The organism is Ferruginibacter albus, from assembly GCF_020042285.1.
Classification (GTDB): Bacteria; Bacteroidota; Bacteroidia; order Chitinophagales; family Chitinophagaceae; genus Ferruginibacter; species Ferruginibacter albus.
This window is the reverse complement of the sequence record NZ_CP083388.1, coordinates 1,130,854-1,152,861: the sequence shown is the minus strand read 5'-3', so window position 1 is coordinate 1,152,861 and position 22,008 is coordinate 1,130,854. Positions and strand designations below refer to the sequence as shown.

At 33.5% G+C, this 22,008-nt stretch carries 22 protein-coding genes and 2 tRNA genes; 8 read left to right on the top strand and 16 right to left on the bottom strand.

Annotated features, from left to right (window positions below; translation table 11 throughout):
• Window positions 1-2: 2 nt before the first annotated feature.
• The gene (locus tag K9M53_RS05095; RefSeq protein WP_224018549.1) at window positions 3-737 is read right to left on the bottom strand and encodes a DUF4386 domain-containing protein; all 735 of its coding nucleotides are present in this window, start codon (window positions 735-737) and stop codon (window positions 3-5) included.
• 166 nt (window positions 738-903) lie between these two features.
• Here K9M53_RS05095 and K9M53_RS05090 point away from each other — a divergent pair, with 166 nt between their 5' ends.
• On the top strand, window positions 904-1,413 hold the full coding sequence (locus K9M53_RS05090) for a hypothetical protein (protein WP_224018548.1): 510 nt from the start codon (window positions 904-906) through the stop codon (window positions 1,411-1,413).
• Window positions 1,414-1,455: 42 nt separating this feature from the next.
• Here the strand turns inward: K9M53_RS05090 and K9M53_RS05085 are convergent, their stop codons facing one another.
• A complete protein-coding gene (locus K9M53_RS05085; protein WP_224018547.1) occupies window positions 1,456-1,656 on the bottom strand; it encodes a hypothetical protein in 201 nt (66 codons plus the stop codon).
• A gap of 345 nt (window positions 1,657-2,001) precedes the next feature.
• Between K9M53_RS05085 and K9M53_RS05080 the strand changes: the two genes are divergently transcribed.
• On the top strand, window positions 2,002-3,396 hold the full coding sequence (locus tag K9M53_RS05080) for a T9SS type A sorting domain-containing protein (protein WP_224018546.1): 1,395 nt from the start codon (window positions 2,002-2,004) through the stop codon (window positions 3,394-3,396).
• Window positions 3,397-3,456: 60 nt separating this feature from the next.
• Here K9M53_RS05080 and K9M53_RS05075 read toward each other — a convergent pair whose 3' ends face one another.
• The 5 genes from K9M53_RS05075 to K9M53_RS05055 form a co-directional block, all read right to left on the bottom strand.
• On the bottom strand, window positions 3,457-3,654 hold the full coding sequence (locus tag K9M53_RS05075) for a hypothetical protein (protein WP_224018545.1): 198 nt from the start codon (window positions 3,652-3,654) through the stop codon (window positions 3,457-3,459).
• A 201-nt stretch (window positions 3,655-3,855) separates the two neighbouring features.
• The gene (locus tag K9M53_RS05070; protein ID WP_224018544.1) at window positions 3,856-5,982 is read right to left on the bottom strand and encodes a DEAD/DEAH box helicase; all 2,127 of its coding nucleotides are present in this window, start codon (window positions 5,980-5,982) and stop codon (window positions 3,856-3,858) included.
• Window positions 5,982-7,295: an ATP-binding protein gene (locus K9M53_RS05065; protein ID WP_224018543.1), complete on the bottom strand. Its 1,314-nt coding sequence runs from the start codon at window positions 7,293-7,295 to the stop codon at window positions 5,982-5,984. The genes K9M53_RS05070 and K9M53_RS05065 overlap by 1 nt, the downstream gene beginning before the upstream one ends.
• Window positions 7,292-9,295, bottom strand: coding sequence for a tellurite resistance TerB C-terminal domain-containing protein (locus tag K9M53_RS05060; RefSeq protein ID WP_224018542.1), 2,004 nt, complete (start codon window positions 9,293-9,295; stop codon window positions 7,292-7,294). The genes K9M53_RS05065 and K9M53_RS05060 overlap by 4 nt, the downstream gene beginning before the upstream one ends.
• Window positions 9,296-9,565: 270 nt before the next feature.
• On the bottom strand, window positions 9,566-9,784 hold the full coding sequence (locus K9M53_RS05055; RefSeq protein ID WP_224018541.1) for a hypothetical protein: 219 nt from the start codon (window positions 9,782-9,784) through the stop codon (window positions 9,566-9,568).
• Between the two features lie 291 nt (window positions 9,785-10,075).
• On the opposite strand from K9M53_RS05055, the gene K9M53_RS05050 reads away from it, so the two are divergent.
• From K9M53_RS05050 to K9M53_RS05040, 3 genes are all read left to right on the top strand, one after another.
• Window positions 10,076-10,211, top strand: a tRNA-OTHER gene (locus K9M53_RS05050).
• A gap of 196 nt (window positions 10,212-10,407) precedes the next feature.
• The gene (locus tag K9M53_RS05045; protein ID WP_224018540.1) at window positions 10,408-10,983 is read left to right on the top strand and encodes a peptidylprolyl isomerase; all 576 of its coding nucleotides are present in this window, start codon (window positions 10,408-10,410) and stop codon (window positions 10,981-10,983) included.
• Between the two features lie 107 nt (window positions 10,984-11,090).
• Window positions 11,091-12,023: an ATP-grasp domain-containing protein gene (locus tag K9M53_RS05040; protein WP_224018539.1), complete on the top strand. Its 933-nt coding sequence runs from the start codon at window positions 11,091-11,093 to the stop codon at window positions 12,021-12,023.
• A gap of 89 nt (window positions 12,024-12,112) precedes the next feature.
• Here K9M53_RS05040 and K9M53_RS05035 read toward each other — a convergent pair whose 3' ends face one another.
• Complete coding sequence (locus tag K9M53_RS05035) at window positions 12,113-12,760, bottom strand: porin family protein (protein WP_224018538.1); 648 nt, start codon at window positions 12,758-12,760, stop codon at window positions 12,113-12,115.
• A 178-nt stretch (window positions 12,761-12,938) separates the two neighbouring features.
• Window positions 12,939-13,202 (bottom strand): hypothetical protein, encoded by a 264-nt coding sequence (locus K9M53_RS05030; RefSeq protein ID WP_224018537.1) that lies wholly within the window; start codon window positions 13,200-13,202, stop codon window positions 12,939-12,941.
• A 208-nt stretch (window positions 13,203-13,410) separates the two neighbouring features.
• Between K9M53_RS05030 and K9M53_RS05025 the strand changes: the two genes are divergently transcribed.
• The 3 genes from K9M53_RS05025 (at window position 13,411) to K9M53_RS05015 (ending at window position 16,685) form a co-directional block, all read left to right on the top strand.
• On the top strand, window positions 13,411-14,367 hold the full coding sequence (locus tag K9M53_RS05025; protein WP_224018536.1) for a methylenetetrahydrofolate reductase: 957 nt from the start codon (window positions 13,411-13,413) through the stop codon (window positions 14,365-14,367).
• A gap of 30 nt (window positions 14,368-14,397) precedes the next feature.
• Window positions 14,398-14,470, top strand: a tRNA-Lys gene (locus tag K9M53_RS05020).
• Between the two features lie 205 nt (window positions 14,471-14,675).
• On the top strand, window positions 14,676-16,685 hold the full coding sequence (locus K9M53_RS05015) for a T9SS type A sorting domain-containing protein (protein WP_224018535.1): 2,010 nt from the start codon (window positions 14,676-14,678) through the stop codon (window positions 16,683-16,685).
• Window positions 16,686-17,119: 434 nt separating this feature from the next.
• Here K9M53_RS05015 and K9M53_RS05010 read toward each other — a convergent pair whose 3' ends face one another.
• From K9M53_RS05010 to K9M53_RS04980, 7 genes are all read right to left on the bottom strand, one after another.
• The gene (locus K9M53_RS05010; protein ID WP_224018534.1) at window positions 17,120-17,626 is read right to left on the bottom strand and encodes a hypothetical protein; all 507 of its coding nucleotides are present in this window, start codon (window positions 17,624-17,626) and stop codon (window positions 17,120-17,122) included.
• A gap of 30 nt (window positions 17,627-17,656) precedes the next feature.
• Window positions 17,657-19,141, bottom strand: coding sequence for a hypothetical protein (locus K9M53_RS05005; protein WP_224018533.1), 1,485 nt, complete (start codon window positions 19,139-19,141; stop codon window positions 17,657-17,659).
• 2 nt (window positions 19,142-19,143) lie between these two features.
• The gene (locus K9M53_RS05000) at window positions 19,144-19,665 is read right to left on the bottom strand and encodes a hypothetical protein (protein WP_224018532.1); all 522 of its coding nucleotides are present in this window, start codon (window positions 19,663-19,665) and stop codon (window positions 19,144-19,146) included.
• Window positions 19,666-19,695: 30 nt separating this feature from the next.
• Window positions 19,696-20,271: an SMI1/KNR4 family protein gene (locus K9M53_RS04995; RefSeq protein WP_224018531.1), complete on the bottom strand. Its 576-nt coding sequence runs from the start codon at window positions 20,269-20,271 to the stop codon at window positions 19,696-19,698.
• Between the two features lie 83 nt (window positions 20,272-20,354).
• Complete coding sequence (locus K9M53_RS04990; protein ID WP_224018530.1) at window positions 20,355-20,969, bottom strand: hypothetical protein; 615 nt, start codon at window positions 20,967-20,969, stop codon at window positions 20,355-20,357.
• Between the two features lie 22 nt (window positions 20,970-20,991).
• A complete protein-coding gene (locus tag K9M53_RS04985; RefSeq protein ID WP_224018529.1) occupies window positions 20,992-21,519 on the bottom strand; it encodes a hypothetical protein in 528 nt (175 codons plus the stop codon).
• Between the two features lie 108 nt (window positions 21,520-21,627).
• Window positions 21,628-21,993, bottom strand: a complete 366-nt coding sequence (locus K9M53_RS04980; protein WP_224018528.1) for a VOC family protein — start codon at window positions 21,991-21,993, stop codon at window positions 21,628-21,630.
• Between the last annotated feature and the right edge of the window lie 15 nt (window positions 21,994-22,008).

Below are 22,008 nucleotides of genomic sequence, written 5' to 3'. Positions count from 1 at the left end.
TGCTACGTTGCTTGATTATATTTTAACTCCCATTTTTCAACATTAATACCTTTTATTAATAACCATAGTCCTAGCGATGTTTCAGCAATAAAGACTGGCAAGAAAAATAATTGAAAAGCAAGTCCTGATACTTTCGGAGCAAGAATTAAAATAAAGCCATTACTGATATAACAAATGCCGGCTAATTGAATCAGAAGACCTAGCACTTTTGGCAGAAATTCAGAACGATAAATAAGATATCCATGAACAAGAAAACAGCAACCTAGAAAAAGCAATGAAATGCCGTATCCATAGCTATGTGATTTTATGCAAATAGCCGCCATTGCATGGCATTGTTCCAGCGTAAAGCTTTTAAGTGAATTTGAGTTATCCAGGTAAAATAATACATCTATAAGATTCAATATTGCTATTATCTGCACTATAATAGATACCATTCGAAAGAATGTTGCCAATAAATTTAATTTCCTATGAACAGGTCTTAACAGGAAAAAATAAATCATAGCCAAGATTATTGTACAAATTATACTTATGTACTCAGCTACGATACCTATGCGCCATAAAGAAGGATTAGCCTGAATATGCATTGCTGTAGCCTCCGGATTGCCCGATACAATAAGTTTTCCTCTAAAAAAGAATTCACTGGAAATTCCTAAAATAATTATAACAACATATAGTAAACCACCAATCCGAGCATACTTTTGCATAGAAAAGCTTTCATTATTATTAAATTGGATCATAGTTGCTGCATATTAAATTTAAGATGTATTTCAAGGTATAGTTTTTGGATTAAAAAATACAACCCTGTTAATAACAATTGACTTCTGAATATTTAATAATGAGTTTAACTGAAATACTGTTCTGAAGGAGACAAATAAGTTATATTTGTTTTATAAAGCATTAATTATGAAGTCTATTTTATTTTCCATTATAATAGTATCTGTTCTTTTAGCTTCATGCTCAAAAAGTAATCCTGTTAATACAGGAGGTGGCGGTGGTACTTCATCTACACTATCTGCAGATATTGATGGTAAACCAACGGGCTTCAGCATTTATGCTGTTGCAACACATCAAAATACCAGTGGAAGTTATAGCATTGGGATTGCTGGCTATAATGGGAGTGTTAGCGGAAGTCTTATTTCATTTGGGGTGGGTGGTTCTGCGCCTGTTGTAGCAGGAACTTTTGATAATAGTTACAGTGGTGCAACTTATAAGACTTCTATGAGCTTATTTGAACAACCAGGTAATATTATTTATCTTTCAAATGGTATAAGTCCCAATATTGGAACAGTTACTATTAGCTCTATTAATGCTGAATCTGTAAGTGGTACATTTAGTGGCGGTGTTGTACATAGTGGGGATAACGCTACTCACACGATTACTAATGGAAAATTCAATGTAAAATTCACTAATTAAGAATTACCTAATAATATTTTAGCGATAAGAGTAGCTTTTCTTCTATTCATTATGTTCTTTAATTAACCTGTCAACTTCTTGTTTAATTTCTTCTGGTAAATAATTAAAAAAGTTACCATCAATAGTAATAATATTTTCAGGTTCAACAAATGAGAGTACAGGTGTTTGCCCAACATACTGATGAAGATAAGGTTCGATTAATTTTTTGATTTGATCAATATAAGTATCCTTCCTGTTTTGCATAGTTTTTATTGTACTTCTACAAATAAAGAGCCAATTTAAGTTTAATATATCTTTATTAGAAGGCCGGGTCATATAGTATTTGCAACTAATAGTATATTAACTTTTCAACTTTAATATACAAAGCAGTATCTTCTTAAATGTTGCCTTTATCTTAATCATAATACACATTATTTTATATAATTAATAAGTCTAAAATAATTCTATTTTAAATTTTATCTTTTAAGCTCTTTTCATACAAAAGTTATATAAGTAAATGTTTAAATCATGTAATACATAGGATTTTCTTATCATCTGTTGCAATAACGATCAGTTTTTGACGTTAGCTATCACAATTACTATCCTATTATGAAAAATCTTATCCTTTCTGTATTATCAATAATAATTGCATATACAGCTACAGCCGCTGGTTTTACTATCAAAACAAATGCAGCTACTTCTGTATCTTATATTACCGCATCATTAGGAGGAACAATTACAGCTGCACCCAGTTTTACTATAATAGAGAGAGGAATAGTTTGGAGCACCACAAAAAATTCTCCGACTACTTCAGATAACAAAATAGTAATGGGTTTGGGTCAAGGTACATGGAGTATTAGTTCAGGACCTTTCCCTGCCGGTACATTAGTTTATTTCAGGGCATACGCTATACTTTCAACTAGTCCGATTGCAACGTACGGTAGCGCGCTTACATTTACCACTACGGCTTTACCGGGTGTATCTGGCACGTATGATTTTGAATCTACATCAGGGAGTTATGATGGATTTGATGGCGGGGTACTTACCGCCAGTAACACAGCAACATCTACTTCTATGAAAATTTCCGCAGATGGTATACATCGTGCCAGCGAATGGGTATCCGGGCAACCCGATCATATAGCAGGTGAAGGGCTTTATTTACAAACAACCAGCGAAACGCCACAAGCTACCTTTGAGATACAAGGGAATAATACATTCGACCTGAACTCTTTTTATTTTGCCAATCAAACTACAGATGGTATTACTTATACGTTTACAACCTCAAAAGGCTCCATTACTGTACAATATACAAGCGAAGACCCTACGGGGCAGGCAGTTATTATTGACATAGCGCATAGCCCCGATTATAATTATTTTAAAGGCATTAAATCCTTTACAGTTACTGCCTCACAAACTTCTGCCGATTTTGAAGTGGATCACATAACACTTCAAAATATAAAATCAAATACAGTATTGCCATTACGGTTCGTTTCTTTTACCGGAACTAATATTAATCATTCAGCATCGCTGGAATGGACAACAGCAAATGAGATAAACACAAAGGAAATGCAGGTAGAAACATCTACTGATGGTATACATTTTATACAAAAAGCAACTATAACCGCTATAGGTAAAGGAAATAATACGTATCATTTTAGCGATGCGTTAGATAATAATGCTATTGTTTATTACCGTATTAAAACAGTTGATACAGATGGCAAGACTTCAACAAGCAGTATTGTAATAATAATTGATAGAGCAGATAAAGCACAGAGCTTAGAATTACTCCCCAATCTTTTAACTCAAGGCAATGCTATTATTAAGATTAAGTCTTCGATAAGCACAGGAAAAATCACGATTTATAATCAAAACGGCGCAGTCGTAAAACAACAGGGTTGGGAAACCGGTCAATTTATAAACACCAATATTTTAAGTACAGGCTCTTATGTTCTTCAACTTTCAGATGGAAAACAAGTACTGAGTAGCCGATTCGTAAAACAATAATTAATTAAATAAAAAGAGGTGAGTACTTAAGTCACCTCTTTTTACATCAAATACATTCTACTAATTACTTACACTTCTAAGAGCTTCTAATCTTTCTCTTTCATCGACTGTTTCTTGTGCAACTAAAATAGCAGATAAGCCATAGTACATATATGAGATATCAGCAAGCGTATAGCTTTTAATAACTTTCTGATCAATATTTTTCTGAATGATTTTTACTGCTGTATCTAAAAGAAATTTCTTTGTGTCGTTATCCATTTATGTTTTCTTTTAAATAAGTGATTAATGGAAATTTTTTAATTATTAAACCTTCTAAAATGTATTAATTGAGAATATGCATTTTCATTTAAAATGAGGCGTGGGGAGGCAGGTTCTTTCGCAAGGTTCATTTTTGTGTTGGCTTTATGTGGCTTGCAAATGGTTTGATTTGGTGCGTTGGCTCAAAGGACTGATACAATATTATTCGTTTTCGATTAGCTTCATTGTCTCCAAAAGTCCTGTTGTTTGTTCGATGTCAAAGTATTTGTCTTTTAAGAGTTTAACTTGATAGTTTTCGGGTAAATAAAGCCCCCATTTAGAAAAGCCTAATAATGCTGGACTTGTCTGCAAAAGGTTAGAAATATGAATATCAATGTCAGCAAAGAGCAAGGTTAATGAATTCCATCTTGAAATTACTTCTTGTTTAGAAACCTGTATGTCAAATGAGCTACTAGGGTCGTCAAGTATATTTTTAATTCCTGAAATATTTAGAAGTAATTGTATTGTTCTGTTTATTCGTGTTCCTGTGAAAGTAAAGAGTCGTAAATGTTTTTCTGCTGAAAGCAAAGGGCGGTCAGTTTGCAAGTTTTGAATATTAAAAACAGAGAAATCTTTTCGCAATATCTCTATTTCATCACAACTTGGTTGGTCGAGAAAATCATATTCTGTTTTGGAATAAAGGATTTCAAGCATTTTTTCTCTTATTCTTTGATGTATTGTTCCTCCTCCACCAAAAAACATTGGTTTCTTTCCATCTTTTGTTGGAATTACTTCTATCTTTTTTGCTTTATGATCAACAAATTTTATCTTCCAAATTTTAGCTGAAAGTAAAATATTTTCATCTTCAATGACTTGGGGTGAAAATGGTATTTCGCCAATTGTATTCCCCGCATTTACAACTTTGAAGTTTTCTTCGGTTTTAAATACGCTGTAAAAATCACGACTGTTCACAAGTTTTTCTCCTTCGACACCAATTATAACCTCATGTTGTATTTTTTCTAAGAAATCAATTACAATTAAGTGATTAAGTATTTGTTCTATTTCAAAAACTTCAATTAGTTTAAAGGCAGAGTTCTCTTTTAATTGTATAATCAATTCAGCCCATCTAATTCCAGAATGCCCTTTTGTTATTGACAAAGCTTGATGAACTAAAATATCATAGGGCTTTTCATTTTTTTGAGGCGGCTCAATGAACCCCTCTTTGTATAATAACCAACAAGCTATAGATTGAAGTAAACTCCATTCATTTGTTGCATACAAAAACAAATTACTATTTTCTCCTTCTTTTCTACCACTTCTTCCAACCCTTTGAATTAGTGAGGCTATGCTGTGTGTCGCATCAATTTGAACAACTTCATCAACAGTTCCAATGTCAATACCCAGTTCTAATGTTGATGTGCATGAAATGCAAAAATTTTGTCGATTGTTATTCTTCGCAAAATATTCAACATACTCTCTTACTTCTCTGTCAACTGATGAATGATGTGAGAAATAATTAGAGTGTCCTTTTACTCTTTCTGAAATCTTTTTTAGTTTAACTGCAACCTCTTCTGCCCGTCCTCTGCTGTTAGGGAAAATTAAAACTTTATTGTCTTTTGTTTCAAGGTATAAGTTTTTTAAAAGCTCTAAGGACAACTCCTCTTTTGTATTCTTGAAATAGCGAAATAGAGCTTTAATCTCTTTTGCTGTTCTATCTAATAATACTTTTGTTTTTAACTCCTCCCCTGTAAACTTCTTTGCTTCGTTGTAATCTCCAATTGTTGCTGATAAGCCAACTATGCTGAATGATTTTGAATTTACTTTTTGTAGTCTTGATAAAATTGATTTCAGTTGAACGCCCCTGTCTGTGCCAATAAATGAATGCACTTCATCAATTACAACATATTTAAGATTTGAAAACAATTGTTTAACATTAAAAGGCTTGTTTACAAACATTGCTTCCAATGATTCCGGTGTAATTAAAACAATCCCATTAGGTTGTTTAATTAATCTGTCTTTAATTGTTTTGTTGGCTTCTCCGTGCCACTTAGTAACAGTTACATCCAGATTTTTGCAAAGCTCTTCGATTCGATAAAACTGGTCGTTAATTAAAGCAATTAGAGGCGAGATATAAAGTACTTGAACTCCTAATTCATTAAAATCAACTTTTGAAAGAATTGGTAAAAAAGCCGCTTCTGTTTTCCCTGATGCTGTTCTTGATGCTAAAATAAAATTGTCATCCGATGCCAAAATTTTGGCAATAGCTGCTGTTTGAATAGGTCGCAACTGCTCCCAACCCTTATCACGAATGAATTTTCGTATTGGCTCTGAAAGTAAATCAAATGACATTATAGTTCTTCAATGCTGTCTAATGAAACCTCATCAGGTCTTTCATCAGAAACTTCAAGTTCACCAAATAGTTTGTTTTTATCGACTGTTGGGTTTTGGCGAATGATATTTAGAATATTCAAAAAATCTCGAATTACTTCTCTTGGTGTTAAAAATTCAGATGCGCCTGGTTTGTTAAACAGCTCCTCCATAAACTGATGAATTTCGCTATCAGTTATTTGAATTTCAGTTTTATAGTTATAATCAAATATCGCTTTCAACTTTTTGAGTAAAACAAATATTTCGTTATGGTCAAGTGGCATTAAACGAATTACTGGCTGTGCAAAATCTCTTATCTCAGCAGTTTCAAATTTATTTGTAAGAAGCCTTGACTTTAAAGCATTATAACTAAAAAGACCTCTGCGCTCATTTTCTAAAACCTCTTTTGTTCCCGCAAAATTAAAAAACAGATTAGTGACCTTTCCTTGGAAACAATCGTTATAAATGGTAAGTATTTTTTCGTAATTTTTTTCTCTCATTACAGAAGTTGAAATCTTGTAAAGATTTATAGCTTCGTCAAGATTTACCATAAATCCGCTGTAACCCATACTTACGAAGAGTTTACAGAAGTTTTTTAGCATATCGTAGTAATTTAAATCATTAATTACTTCTCTAACTCCTAAGTCCTGTTTTGCTTCTGTTTTGGTTCTATATTCTCCTTTAAGCCATTTCAAAGCATTTCTCCTTAGTTGTTCATCGTCTTTTATATATCCTTCATAGTATTTCATCACAACCATTCCAAAGTCGAAACTACCTACATCAGTGATTTCATTAATAGTCTTCATAATATTGTTTTGAATTAGATTCAAGTATTGCTCATTACGAATATCTGTCAATGAAATTTTATTTTCGTCGGCAGTTTTGGTTATACTTTGCTCAATCCACTTTTCCAGTAATGTAGGTAATGCGCCACCTTCTGGCTTAGTTTGAATTGAAACATTATCCATAATGGCAGAATAGAGAGCAACTCCTTTTCCGTCATTAGAATACAAACGATTATCTGGTGTAAAATCCGCATTGGCAACTACAAATTTTTGCTTCAAAGCAACTGTATTGAGCAAATGAAGCATAAAGGATTTGCCCGAGCCAAAGTCGCCAATCCAAAATTTCACCATACTATGTCCATTCTTTACATCTTCTAATGCAGAAACAACTGCGTTGATTTCTTCAGAACGTCCAACGGTAATGTGTTGGACGCCAATTTTAGGAACTACTCCACCAATTAATGAATTAATAATTGATGTCGCTTCTTTGGGTTTAATATTATCTATCATTTTACTGAAATACTTTGAAAATAATTTGTGTTAATTATATAATAATCATCTTCTTCCTCAATCAATACATCATCTAAAAAATCATAGCATTTTTCATTGATGCTTTCTACGAGTTGGTTTTTAAAAATACCTTTCGATTTTGCAAAGGATTCAAGTTCATTTTGAGGGACTGAAAAATTACTTTTAGCAAATAATTCTAATGCTGTTGTGTGTATTTCTGAAAAAGCTAATTCGCTGTGAAAAGTTGATTGATAAACTTCTTCATTTTTTGGGATTATCTCAATTTTAATTTCTTCATTACTTATTTCTTGAGATTTTATTGTGTTGTTGTCATCTTCAAAATCATCCTTTAAATATTCATTGAGAAGTTTAACTGTTCCAGAGTGTTGTTGTTGAACTTCTTTTATTGAAGCAATATCAAGTTGTATTTTCTTACGCTTAACCTCATAAACTTTAGAGACACTTTTTAATGCTTTATCTAAATCTTTATCTTTAATTAGTTCGTTGACAATTATTTCAAAATCGTGTAACTGCTCATTTGTTTTGAATAAGCTTTTCTGAATAGTTTTTGTAAGTTGTCTGTTGTCAAAAGTTGCTGATTTTAGGTCGTGATATAAATAATGAACATATAGGGTAAGGGAAGATTGCTTGTCATACTTTGCTATAAACTTTGATGCTTCAAAAAATATATTCTCAATTGATGGATTTTTTTTATTAAGTTTTCCAAGAGAAATAATTGAATCAACAAACTCTATGGATTTTTCATTATAGCTTATTGTTAATTCCTCAAACTTGATTTTCCAACGATTTGTATTTTGCGAATAGAGTTCAATTTCTGTTGCTTCATCTGGTAGTGTAACTTTTGAAATTAATGCCGGCAGCAATTCTGTTATTTTAGCTGTTATTTTTGTTTCAAATTCCGTTTTAGCCTCTGGTGCTGTGTAATAAATATCGGTATTTATCTTGCGTTTATGTCTGTAATATTCACGAACTGCATTTTCGCAGTGTTTAAAAATATGAGAATAAAATTCTTTGGTCGTTATTTCGATGCAATATTTATAGTTTTGACTTCCACTCTTGTATTTAAAATGCTTTCTTGCAACTACATCTGCAACAGCTAAAAATTCAGCATCCATTGTAGTTCCTTCTTGAATATACTTCTTTTCTAATTCTGATATTACAACAAGGTAAAACTTTAAGACTTCAATACAACAATATTCAATACTACAAAAGTTATTGCTGGGATACCAAAGTTTGTTGAGTAGGGTTACTTCATCCTCGGATAATTTAAGTTGAGTTTTATATTTAGTGCCTATTCCCCAATAGTTTTCATAGCTATTAATATTATCATTTGATTGATAAGGTCGGTAAGAGTAAAAACTTCCTTCCTTTTTACTTAGGACATTGATCGTGTCATATTCATCTAGTTGTCGTAGTTTCTTTATTAGCGCTGCATAAGCATAGAACTTTGTCTTCGGGTAGTTTTCTGAAAGCCTATATAGTTGTTGTTCTGTACGAGAAATATTTCTATGATTTTCATATTCATCTATCAAGTTGAAGAGTAGTATAAATGCGTAGTTGGAGTTTTCTTCTATATCCAAACATATATTATTAAGAAAATTTGATTTAAATATGTCGTAAAATAATTTTTGCTCAGGTGAAGCAGTATTTATTTCAGAATAGGAATAAACATAATGGTGTGCCCAATAGGGTACACCATTGCTGTATTTCTTTAAGCTGTTTATTGAGTTTATTTTGTATGGCTGGTTGGTAACATCAATAATTGAATTGTCGGTATAATTGTTTGGAGTTTCTGATGTTGTCACAGTTACTTTTATATCTTTTAATAAATTTTTGATTAATTCCTCTTTTGTTTCTTTTTCAGATTTTTGTCTTCCATTTGATTTTGCGTAAGTAGTACTCTGGTTATTCGGTTTTTTGCTGCTGGGAAAGGTATAAACAATAAAGATTATTATTCCTATTACGATTATTGCTGTCATTAAGGTGCTAAATGTTTATTTCAAAAATATTGAATATTTCAGTCAATTGTAGAGTCTTAAATGCGGCCAGATAAAATTAAATGTATTACAATCTGTATGGGAGGCTATATTGTTGAAGTGTCGAACAAATGATGATAGATATTCTCAGCTGGGGTTGGTAGGCTGAAAGTTGTCAGCATTGTATGCCTTGCAATCTGCTAAAAATTTCGTGATATAGCTTTGCATGTTAGTTTGAATTTAAGTAGGATTTTAGTTTAGGGTAACAGGACGTTAGGGCATTGATGAGTGGCAGTATTCTGAGTTCCTGCCCAGTACCGTGGAAATATAACAACGTTTATATCCATACTTTACAGCACTTTTATTATAGTCAAAAAGTTTTTCTCCTCCAAATTTTACTGTTTTGGATGTTTTAACAAACCTATTGTCCGTAACCAAATTTTTAATTTTAGTTTCTAGCTTTTCTAAAGGTGTCTTTTTTGTGAATGCCATTTAGGATTTGTTTAGAATTTCGCACAATTCATAAATATGTGCTGTAGTTACACATTATGTCAATTATTATAGATTGTAATCTATAGTTAGCTTATATATAGCTTCGCCTCTCTCACTTACAGGAATAAATGAGCGGGACTTTTCAGAATCGCTCAAACATAAATATTTTTGATAATAAATGCAAGGGGAAAAAGCCCGTAAAGTACCGGGGTTAAAAATAACCCTGTAGGTCATCCGAAAAACAATAAATTTTGACCTGTAAAGAGAAAACTATTTGAAAGCTACAAAGAAGGGCCCATAGCTCAGTTGGTTAGAGCACCTGACTTTTCTATAAAATAATTGTAATTTCTTTTCCAATGCCTTTGTACGAAAAAAGGCTTCAACAAAATCTGCTGAAACCTTTACTCCTATTAAAGTGGGCCCACCAGGGCACGATCCTGGGACCCCCTGATTATGAGTCAGGTGCTTAAATTTTCTATTTGATACAGCAAAATATTTTTTACATCTTCAATAGAAAAGTTCGAACTTGAGATAGTTCTGGGCACCAAGTCGCTTTTTAAAGCGGCTTTTTTATTTAAAGTACCAACCGTTTATTATCTTGTTATCTTGATAAGAATATGTTTATGCGATATTTTTATTTAGCTGCTGTTGTTTTGCTTCTATCCTGCACAGGGAAAAAATATAAAAACCCTCATGTAGCTATACAAACAAAATTTGGAGATATTGAAGTGGAGCTTTTTCCTGAAAATGCACCTAAAAGTGTAGCTGCATTCTTATCATATGTAGATTCAGGTTATTATAAAGATGCATCTTTTTACAGGGCGTTGAATGACGACAATCAGCCTACAGGCAATGCATCCACAGCTTTATTGCAAGGAGGCATTTGGAAAACAAAGCCAACTATGAATATTTCAGGCATTCCACACGAAACCACATTACAAACAAAGCTTACTCATAAAAACGGCACTATCTCTCTTGCCCGGCAAGCCCCCGGAACAGCCGGCAGTGAATTTTTTATTTGTATTGGTGATCAAAAGGGCTTTGACTACGGAGGTTCTAATAACCCTGATGGACAAGGCTATGCTGCATTTGGACAAGTGGTAAAAGGTATGTCGTTGGTGCAAAAATTTTATGCTCAACCTACTAACGATGATATGCTACAACAGCCTGTAGCCATTTTAAATATTGTTCGGTTATAGTTTTTTTTAAATCCCGTCTCTAAATTCAAATATTTATTGTCATTTTATTTAAGTAAATAACTATTTTAGATAACCGAAAATTTACTAACCAAGTTATTTCTTATTGAATGAATTTCTTACTAAAGAAATGGCACATGGTGCAATACCATATACGTACATTTCATCCACGATTGCAGAAAAAAAGATTTTATAAAAAAACAGCTATTGAAAGCAGGAATATACCATCGTTAAATATCCTTTTTTCAATAAGAAAAGACTGGGAAAAGAACATTCGAAAAGGTTTTTCAACCACTGCTCACCACATCCGTTTTAACACTTTATCCATAGAAAACATAATTAAAAGTGATGTAGTAATCCCATTAACGATAAAAGACACACAACTATTAAACAGAAACAGGAATATCATTGAAGATAATATCATTCCTATCCCATCAACCAACGTTTTAAATATCTGCAATAATAAGCAGCTGTTTTATCAATGGCTGGAAGAGAATGGCTTTAAAGAAATGTGCCCCAAAGTTGGGCTACCACAGCAATATCCGTATATATTAAAAAAGAAAATTACTGAATGGGGAATAGGTAGTGAAATCATTTATAACAAAGACATGGAATTGCGTTTTAAAGACCAGCTCTTATCAAATGATTATTTTGTGCAACAAATCATTCCGGGCAAAACGGAATATGCAACGCACATACTTTTCAAAAATAACAAAGTAGCATCTTCACTTACTTTCAAACACGTGCACAAAACCAGGATACATCTAAGAGGCAAACAGGAAAGTTCCTATTCTCTTATGACACAAACGCCATTCCTGTCTCTTTTTTCATCTATTCTTATGAAGATGGAATGGCAGGGAATCTGTTGCATTGATTATACCATATATAAGGGCAAGCCATATATTTTCGAGATCAATCCAAGAGTAGGCGGAAGCCTAACCGAATTTTTATTTAGCTTTCTGATCGCCGCTTATGACGAAGATCAATTACGTTTACACACTTTCTCTAAACGATCATCCGTAGAAGAAGTTCTTATAAATTAATCCGTACGTTCATCAAATATCAAGAAAAAAGCCGCTAAGTTTTTTCTTAACGGCTTAGCCCCTTGCACTTTATGTGCAAACCATGAATATTATATTGTAAACCCTATAAAGAATTGTATGGCTTGATTTTTCCCGGTTTGTTTAGTTACAGGACTGTAATAATTGCCTAAGCTCACCTGGTATCTTCCTCCAAAGTTTACAAAAGGCAGTTGTATCCATAAACCTCCTACTGCTCCTACCTCTATTTTTTTATATTGAGTAGTTGATGAAAGCGTTTCTTCGCTTTTTGTTTCCCGGTTATTTAAAGAAAACCCTACAAAAGGACCTGCTTGTAATTTTACGTGTTTACTTACTCCCACATTCATGTTCATTAAAACCGGCACCTGCACATAATTAAAGGGCGCCTTTTTTTGTGAACCACCGCGAAAAACATCGTTGGTAATGTCAGAAGCATCGCCTGTGCTGTATGTTGTAGTTTGCTGGATGAGATTTATTTCGGGTTGTATGCCCCAGCGCTTGCTAAAGTTTATTTGAGCAAAAGCTCCCAAAGCATAATTATAATTAAAGCCGTTATTATAAGAAGCATCAGGCAGTTTATTCGCAATAGCAGTAACTTTTAAGCCGGCACGAAAAAAACGTTCCTGGTCATAATCATTAAAATCACTTCTATTATTTTTTTGAGAGAACGCTACGCAAACGCACAGCAATAGCAAGGAGGTCAACAAAGGTTTTTTCATGGTGCAACTTTAAATTAGGTAGTTGCTCCATTAATGCTAAAACTATACCAAATCGATCAAAATGTGGATATGTACAAAAATGTTGAAATATCGGCTGGTAAAAATATAAACCGGGTACTATACAATTCCTGCAACCAAATAAAATAGTAGTTGCAGGAATATTTAAACAGCTTATGACTTAATCCTTGCCCGGAGTTTTAGTTTCTACAGGTACGCTGCTGGAAATATTGAAACCACCCACTTGTGAAATATTTACATCAACAGGATCACTATGCAATACTTTTACATTAATAGAACCATCTACGTTTACAGGAACAGTAACTTGCTTGCGGGAATCACCTGCTTTTGCAGTTGGTATAATACCTGTTACTGCCATTGTAATTAATACCAAACAAACAGCAATTACTGTCAATACTCCGTTGAGATACTTGATTTGTTTCATAAAAATAATTTTGTCGTAAAACGAATAATAATTCTTCAAAAAGAAGTTTTAAAAATAGCAATAAATGCCAATAAGAAAAAAATCTATTTGACTTATTATCTATCAGGAATATATGTAAGGTGGCGCCCATTCAAATGCATCAATTACATAATATATAGCAACAATTAGCTTATTATTAATTACTTTTGCGGGCTTTAAATTATAAGTTATGTTTTTAAACAAGATCAGGAAGAAAGATTCGGGCATTTTATTATATGGTATCACACCGCCTAAATCGCAAACCCCTCCTGAAAAAGTAGCTGCTATTGCCGAAAAAACATTAGAGCGCCTGTATGCTTTGGATATTGACGCATTGGTAGTATATGATGTTCAGGATGAATCTGCTAGAACATCTGAAGAAAGACCGTTTCCTTTTACAAGTGCCTTAGATCCTTTTGAATTTGCAAGCACTCATTTACACTCGTTGGAAGTTCCTAAAATTATTTATCGCCCCGCCGGTAAATTTTCTAAAGAAGAATTAGCAGATTGGTTACACAATCTAACTCAACATAAATTTTACCCGGTATTTGTAGGCTTGCCTGCTCCTGATTTCCAGGTAAAAACAAGTTTAAAAGAAGCGTATGAATTGTGGAGCCTGCATAAAGAGCATTCTATCATCGGCGCTGTTACTATTCCCGAAAGACATGCGGTATTGAATGATGAAGATGTGCGTATGCTCGATAAGATGAATTCAGGTGTCTCTTACTTTATCTCACAATGTATTTTCAATGTTGAGTATGCACGTAAAGCAATGGAATCTCTCGTAGCTTCCTGCCAAAATAAAAATATAGAGCTTCCCACCGTTATTTTTACACTTACGGTATGCGGCTCAGTAAAAACATTACAGTTTATGGAATGGCTGGGTATTCATATTCCTGATTCGTTAAAAGAAGAATTGATCAACTCTGAAAATACAGTTGAAAAATCAGTTTCAATTGCTTTATCAATTGCAGAAGAACTGATCAATTACTGTATTGATAAAAACATTCCTTTTGGATTTAACATTGAAAGTGTTGCCATCCGCAAAGAAGAAATTGAAGCATCTGTTTATTTGATAAATAAGATCGGCGAAATGCTAAGTGCAAAAGGCTTACGAAAAAGACCGAATGTTTTGACAGAAGCATAATATTTTAAAATTTCTTAGATTTACATTCCTGTCTTCGTAGCTCAGTTGGTAGAGCAATTGACTCTTAATCAATGGGTCCAGAGTTCGAGTCTCTGCGAGGACACAACACCGGCAAAGGTTTCAAGCAATTGAAGCCTTTTTTTATTTACTTACATTTTTCTTCTTTTATATCACTCAATTGCAAAACCCAATAATTATGTAAACTTTCATTATAAAATGAAAGCGTTATGTTAATATGTGTAAAATACGTATAGGGTTGTCATACATATCATTTTTATATTTGGCTTTGCCATTATAAAACTTCAAGTATGAAAAATTTTATTACCAAAACGTTGGTTCTTTTAAGTATTGCTATGCAGTTTGCTACTACTGCCAAAACGCAAACCATTAGCATGAGCAGTCCTTCTGCTAATGGCAGTTATATCAATACTGTTTCTTTAGCATATAGTGTAGCACCTACTTCCTCGCCCATAAAAAACGTATACTTTGTATTTACTTATACATCGGGTTTTTATACTTCACAAATTGGTCAAACATGGACCGTGACCTTTAACACTGTTACTCCTACTAAAAGCAGGGTTTTCTATGCCAATTATCTCAGCAGAGTAGACACAGCTTATACTGTAACTACCACCTCCACTTCATCAGACACTTCTATGCCAAGCGGTACTTACACCGTAAAAGCTTTTTTTACCCGTACAGATAATGGAATCATTTTTAGTTCTGCGCCCGTTACCATCACATTAAGTGTTGCAGCATTACCTCCTACTCTTACGTTGCCAGCAAGTAACAGTTATGTAAATAATAATTTTAAGGTTATATCCAATGTAAATCAAACACCCAGGTTAAGCGGATTTCCCAAGACATTATATTTTATAAAGGGGCCCGGAGATACTACAACCATTCAACTGTCTGTTGTACAGATAGATACCTTTAACATTAATATCAATGATATTGCAGGGTCCAATCCTGTACACATCAGATCAAGCACACCCAATACTTTGGCCTTGGGTACATATACCGTTGTACTTGGTATCTATGATAATCTTGGTCATCTACCCAAATACGATACTTCTTTTAATGTTACTATTGATACGACTAAAATTCCGGCAACTATTACTTCGCCCACTACAGGCGCTTTATTTAGGACCAATTTTGATGTAAGCTTTATTCTTCCCAAAACAGCTTTACCTAACAGCACAAAGCTCGTCTTTCAGAAAGTTGGAGTAAGTGATACGCTGGCTATATCTGATACTGCATCGGGAAATCATACCATTACAATTGATCCTGCACATTTATTGTTGAGCAGTAATGGAATTAGCAGCAGTTATCCCTACCTGGAAGCAGGACAATATTCATTGCAGGTTATTTATACTGATCTTATATATGATACAACCATATCGGCACCCATTACTTTTCAATTACAAACAGACACTACAACAATAACACCAACACTGATATTGCCCGCCAATAACGGCTCAGATGTAAGCACTTCACACATCAGCTTTACATTACCTGAAAATGCATTGGCAAATAGTGTGCAGGTAGAATTTGTAGGTTGCAATGATAATATAGTTACATTGGACGCTGTTACAAAAGGGGCTCACACCTATGCATTAAACGGTGCAGATTTTTTAAGCTCAGAAGGTGTTGTAAGCGCTGTTCCTAACCAGCTTCCAACAGGCACCTATTTAGTACTCTTATCTTACCAGGATACTACAGGCAATCCAAGATCGTATATGTTGGCTAAAAACTATGCGTTCAATAATGCTGTACTGGGATTAAACCTTGATATGCTGAAAGGAGTTCTTCAATTGGCAAAAACCCATCTGCAATGGGAAACAGCTACCGAAAATAATGTTGCTTATTTTGATGTGCAATACAGTAAAGATGCCCGCAACTTTTCAGATGTTGGTAAAGTAAAAGCTGTTGGTACCAGTTATGTAAAACGTAATTACAGTTTTATTCATAACGATCCATCTGCAGATAAGAACTATTATCGTTTAAAAATATTCAACGACAATGGATCATTCAGCTATTCACCTACCATCTTAATTTATAAAGGAGCAGGCACAAATGAATTTAAAGTGTTTCCTAATCCTGCAAAAGACAAACTGAATGTAACCATCATTACTTCAAACACAATAGGCACACATACATTGAATGTTTGGGATGTAGATGGCAAATTGGTGAAAACCATTTCTGTTGAGGCAAGCAGTGGCAGCAATTTGTTTACAGTTCCCATCAATGATCTTAACTCAGGAAATTATGTTTTACAGGATGGAAATAATGTAAGCTTCTTTCAAAAGAATAAGTAAACCGTTTTTTTACTAAGAGAAAAGAGTTTCAATTTCTTGAAACTCTTTTTTTATGATCTAAAGTTTGCAATCTTATTCACTATAATGTCCAGCCTGATGAAACGCAGTAGCTATTTCACATTTAATCAAATATCAGTAAGTAAATTAATATCGAAAGTGAAAGTATCAGTCCTGTTATTAAAATTCCGGGGATGAATTTATTTCTCCGCTTGTTATCTTTTTTTATTCTCCGCCAGATTGAAAAACTTATTAACCCAACAGGATAAGCAATTATTAATGCAGCACAATATGTCCAACAAGTTCCTGCAAACGCAAACCAAACAGCGGTTATTATTCCAATCCAAAATAGTATGTCGTTTTTTGTAATTGTCATTTGTTAGGTATACTCAATGCGAAATAATATTTAATACATTAAAATCTTCGCTTTTATTGCTTCAATCTGTTCCATTTGTTAGTAACACCTTATTTTTTAAGAACCACAGCTTGCCTTTTGTTCCTGATCCGAAAAAATAGTCCGGATGACCGTGATAATTGGTATCGCTATGTAAGAGTTCCTTCCTAACATCCTGATCAAGCAATTCAAAATTAAACTCTTGTTTATCAAAATTGGGCGATAGGTAATCTATACTAAAATACTTTGCCTGCAATTGTTTGTACGTAGCTGTATCAAAATAAAGAACCGCCTGTAAATAAGCGTCCGATGGGCCGGGAACAGTTAAGCGTTCATTTTGTCCCGAATTGTCAATAACAGTGTACTTGAATTTGACAGAAGCAGGTTTAAACGTTGTAATATCAATAAGCTTTGAAAGCTTTCCGGTATCCGTAGAAAGCGTCGTTGTCTTATTCCCTTCTTTTATAGTATCACTGTCTGTTTTTTTTGCTTGCTGTACGCAAGAAAAAAACAATATAGTGCAAATAAGGAGTTGAAATATAGCTTTCATTTTTTTCCTATGATGAGGAATTCAGTTTTCTTATTCTGTTAATTTCTCGATTTTCTGTTTAATATCTTTTTCTGTTGATGGCTCTATTGGTAAACTGATCTGCCCATCTTTTGGAATTTTGATTGCCTGTTTTCCAAAATAGGGTTTATTATTCTTATAGGAGAACGCGACAACGATCGCATCCTGCCCGACAGGCAACTTTCTGTAACCGTCTTTCTTTTTTGTAAAGCTGTACAGGTTGCCATCATTGTAAATTGAAAAAACAGCTACGTTATAGTTTGGGATAACCAATGACACAGAAACAAAATCAAGTGTATCTTTCGATTGAACATTCACTAAAAAAGTAGAAACCTCAGTATTCTTTTCATCTATAAACCTATCAACATTAACCCAACCAAGCTTATTTATTGCAAATGAATATGATGCCAAGCGAGATGTTTGTATTTCCGTTTTCCTTTCTTTTATTACCTGCTCTCTTACTTTGAATAATGCAATGTATTTTTCTGCCTCGGCTTCAGAATAGCCTTTTGCTACCATATCTTCTGAAGACGTGCTTCCTGTTATGCCCAGTTTGTTAAAGTTGATAGCATTGGTAAGATGTTGATTTTTTAGCTGAGTAAAAGCCCGGAACAAATAAGTAGTCCACCCCGTATCGTCAAATTGAAATTTCCGGGATGTGTCAATTTTATCTTTATAGCTTTTTGCCAAATAATCAACAACCAATGAGTCTGAATAATAAAGCGGTTTTTCGAGGTTACTTAAATAAATAGTAAGCAATCGTTTACTTAATCCATTGTACCAATCACAACCTGCTATGCTCATTACACAACATCTATCTTCAAACTCGCGGGTTGCAATGAATGTATTTTCATATATAGGGCTTAACAAACTATCTGTTTGCCCTTTGCTAAAACCACATTCAAGATCACATTTGTGGAAATTCAGTAAGCTCAAAGGAATCGGGATCAGGTAATTTTCAAGATCGCCCGTAAGTGCCCAATCAATTTTTCCTTTATTATTAAACTTTCCCTCAAATATTTTCATTTGCGGGTCTTTGTAATTTGCTTTTACTTCAACATAAATAGATTTCCCTTCTGCTATTGCCAATGATCTCCCATTTTCTTTTGCATCAATAAAAAACATTCCTCCTGTTTGTAAAATATTTTCTCCCGAAGTTGTTTGAAGATTTAATTTGATGATGTCAGAAATTGTAGTTGCTTCAACAAGACTTAGTGTTACGGTTGTTGCAGCTTCTCCTTGCGCAGTTATAAAAGTATTTTTAGGTATCGTTAAAGTTGTCCCGCTTTGTCCTATAATTAAAGTGTCTCTGTTACCTTTTATGAGGAAGGTTTGTGCAGCCGGTCTTAAACTGTCAAAGACCGGCGAGAGAACTGTTTTTTGAGAATACATTCTGTCCTCAATTGTGATTGGTTTTCTGTCTTGTGATGAGTTATTGCAAGCAACAAGTCCGCTTAAAAAAAGTATAGCTGTAATATATCGGAAAGTATAGCGCATTCTTAATTGGTATTTTTATGCCTGGAAAAATATATGTTGTTCCCCGGCTTCCATATTCCATTATAAAGTGCAGCATCGCCTAGCGTCAGCTTAAATCTTTTATCATTTGAAAGAATATAGACATCAATTATTGTAATTATGACCGGCTTGTTTTTGGGATCAGGATTATCAAGAGACAATGTTTTTGTTGACGCTTCAATGGTATCAATTTTTGCTGTTGTCCAACTAAATCCTAATTCAGCACTGTCTTCCAAAAGTTTTTTACATCTTTCTTTGAAATTTTTAATAACAACCGGATAGCGAATTAAAAAATCTTTGTATTGATCCGAAGTAGTATCTATGCCATAATTCTTACCAAGTTCTGTAAGTTCTGAAACAGTAGGCTTGAGCTTAAAAAAACTATCTAATTGATTTTTCTGAAAACAATTAAAAGCAATTCGTCCTAATTCTTCCGGCGTTCTTTGTCCAAAAACAGTTGAAGATAAAAGTGTAAAGCAAAAAATTATTGTGATAGGTCTTGTCATAAAATGCCGGTTAATAGTATGGAAGATATGTTATTTATTATTCCTTTGCTTTATTTCTCTCCACTCATAAAGCCCATCATAAATTCCTTTATTGATAAATACGCATAAAAATTCCGCAAGTGAATTGGTTAGATAAACAACATCTTCTGCTTTATTGTAAATACAATAATCATTTATATTTTCTTTGCTTATATCAACGCTCCACATGTCTGAGTATATCATGTACTCTGTAAAGTGAAAAGAATTGTCATTCGCCAGATAGTTTTTGTTCAACTTACTTTCAATGATCTCTTCCAAAGGTATAAGCCTGAACAGGTCGTGCTCTGTTTCAAAGCCATTAGAAAATTTATACAAAAGCTTAAAATCATCCGGCAATGCCATTTTTATATCTTCAAATGTTTCAATTTCAATATCGGTAGCCGGCTTGTTAAGATGAACCCCAATGTTTAGCGAGTTACTTTTGATATATCTTAATACGTCTGTAAGTAATGTATCTGACTGATAGGCTATCTTTTCTTTGATGTGTTCGATTTTTTCGATGTTATTCTCTTCAACACGGGCAATCGTTTTGTGGGATTTTCTTCTAAAGAGGTGGAAAAAATTCATTGTCAGTTAAGCATAAGTTTGTGTTATCGATAGCGGAACCAATGCAAAATTGAAGATAATAAATTGTAAAAATTGTAGCAATTTTATAATTTTCTTTCCTCCACTCTGCCTGTTACTCTCATCCATTTTACCAAACCATATTTTTTATGGAGCCATACTTCTCCCTGGTAGCAGTTACCTCCCTCCCACTTCTCCTGCACCTTAATATTTAAACAATTTTTTAAGCTAACCTTATTAAGCTTCAGTTTTGTTTTATTAAACCCAAAAAGCAAAATGGTCTTTTCCTCATGCACTATTTTTATTGTGTCACTTGAATTAACATGTTTAGGAATAACAAATTTGAAATCTCCTGGCTGTAATTGTTTTATATCGCCCAAATCTCCAAATGGCGCAAGCAATACTGAATCATTTCTGAAGATCATTGCAGAATTGAGGAAATAATCGGCGCTTGCAAAGGCACTATTTCCTCGAGCAAGATCTTCTTCATCAACTACGTAATAAATAGAAACATTATTAAGACGGTAGCTTTGAAAGAATGAATTGTATATGCCGCTTTTCATTTCATCAGTTTCTTCAAATTTGAATTTCCAGCTAAAAACCATTTTTTCTTTTGTAGGAAATATATAACTCGAAGGCTTAATGGCACAGGAAGAAAACAGTATATATATTACAATTAATGCTTGATGGTATTTTTTCATAAATTATCACAAATTATCCAGCCTATTTTTGTAGCTTGTTCACAGCAATCCTATATTTTTTTAAATAAGATTCAGCAAGCAATTCTTTTTCTGTTCTATCTATACACTTAATAAAAGCCACATAATCTTTTTGCCCCCATGCTTTGTCTGCTGCTTTGATATTCTGCGATTGAATTATTTGCTTTGTGTATTTTGTTACTTGCGACTCTGAAAATTCATTCAACGCTTTGAATATTTTTTTATCACCTAAGAGCAGACACTTTCCAATACCTTTTAAGAAAGAAATCAAATTGTCAATTGTTAGTGAAGATTGAAGCCGAAAATTATCGTCTTCAAAAACTTCTTTTATTGAAATGGGGGTTAACTCTATCAATGATTTTGAATTTTGTCCAACATGAATATAGAACAGGTGTTCTAGATTAACATATGCAATAGTTATAACTACCGAATTAGTGGAATACTTAATAAAATACTGTTCTTTTTTCGTTATCGAAAACTTATTATCAATAAGAAATTCAGTGAGCGGAAATATCGATTGTTCAAAATTCATGGAAGCAGCATTTTCATTGTTTCATTTACTTGCGGAGAAGCTTGCAAAAGCTCCGAAGGTTTTTCCGGAAGGGCAACACCTTATTGAGCTTGATAAGATATTTACCTTTTAACCCCCAACAGGATAATAATATCCTACCTCTATCATAATAGCATCAAAATTAAAATAGAAGCCAAAGCTATCTCGTATCTTTTTAGGTTCCTGCCCAACAATAATGCCGCCGTTCTTTAACGTGTGGTAAATCTTTATTACGTCTTCTTCGCTATCCAACATAAAACCGATATGAAAGGCATCGGGATATCTTATTTCATTTTTGTCAGTCATGATCACCAATGTAAGGTCATCTGTGTCTTTTAAAATGGCTACACTATTATCGCCTTTTATATCGGTGCATGTAAACTTGAAATAGGTTTCAAAGAATTGTATCGCCTCTGCAACATTTGAAATAACTAAATTGATATGATTAAGTTTCATACTTTACAATAAGTA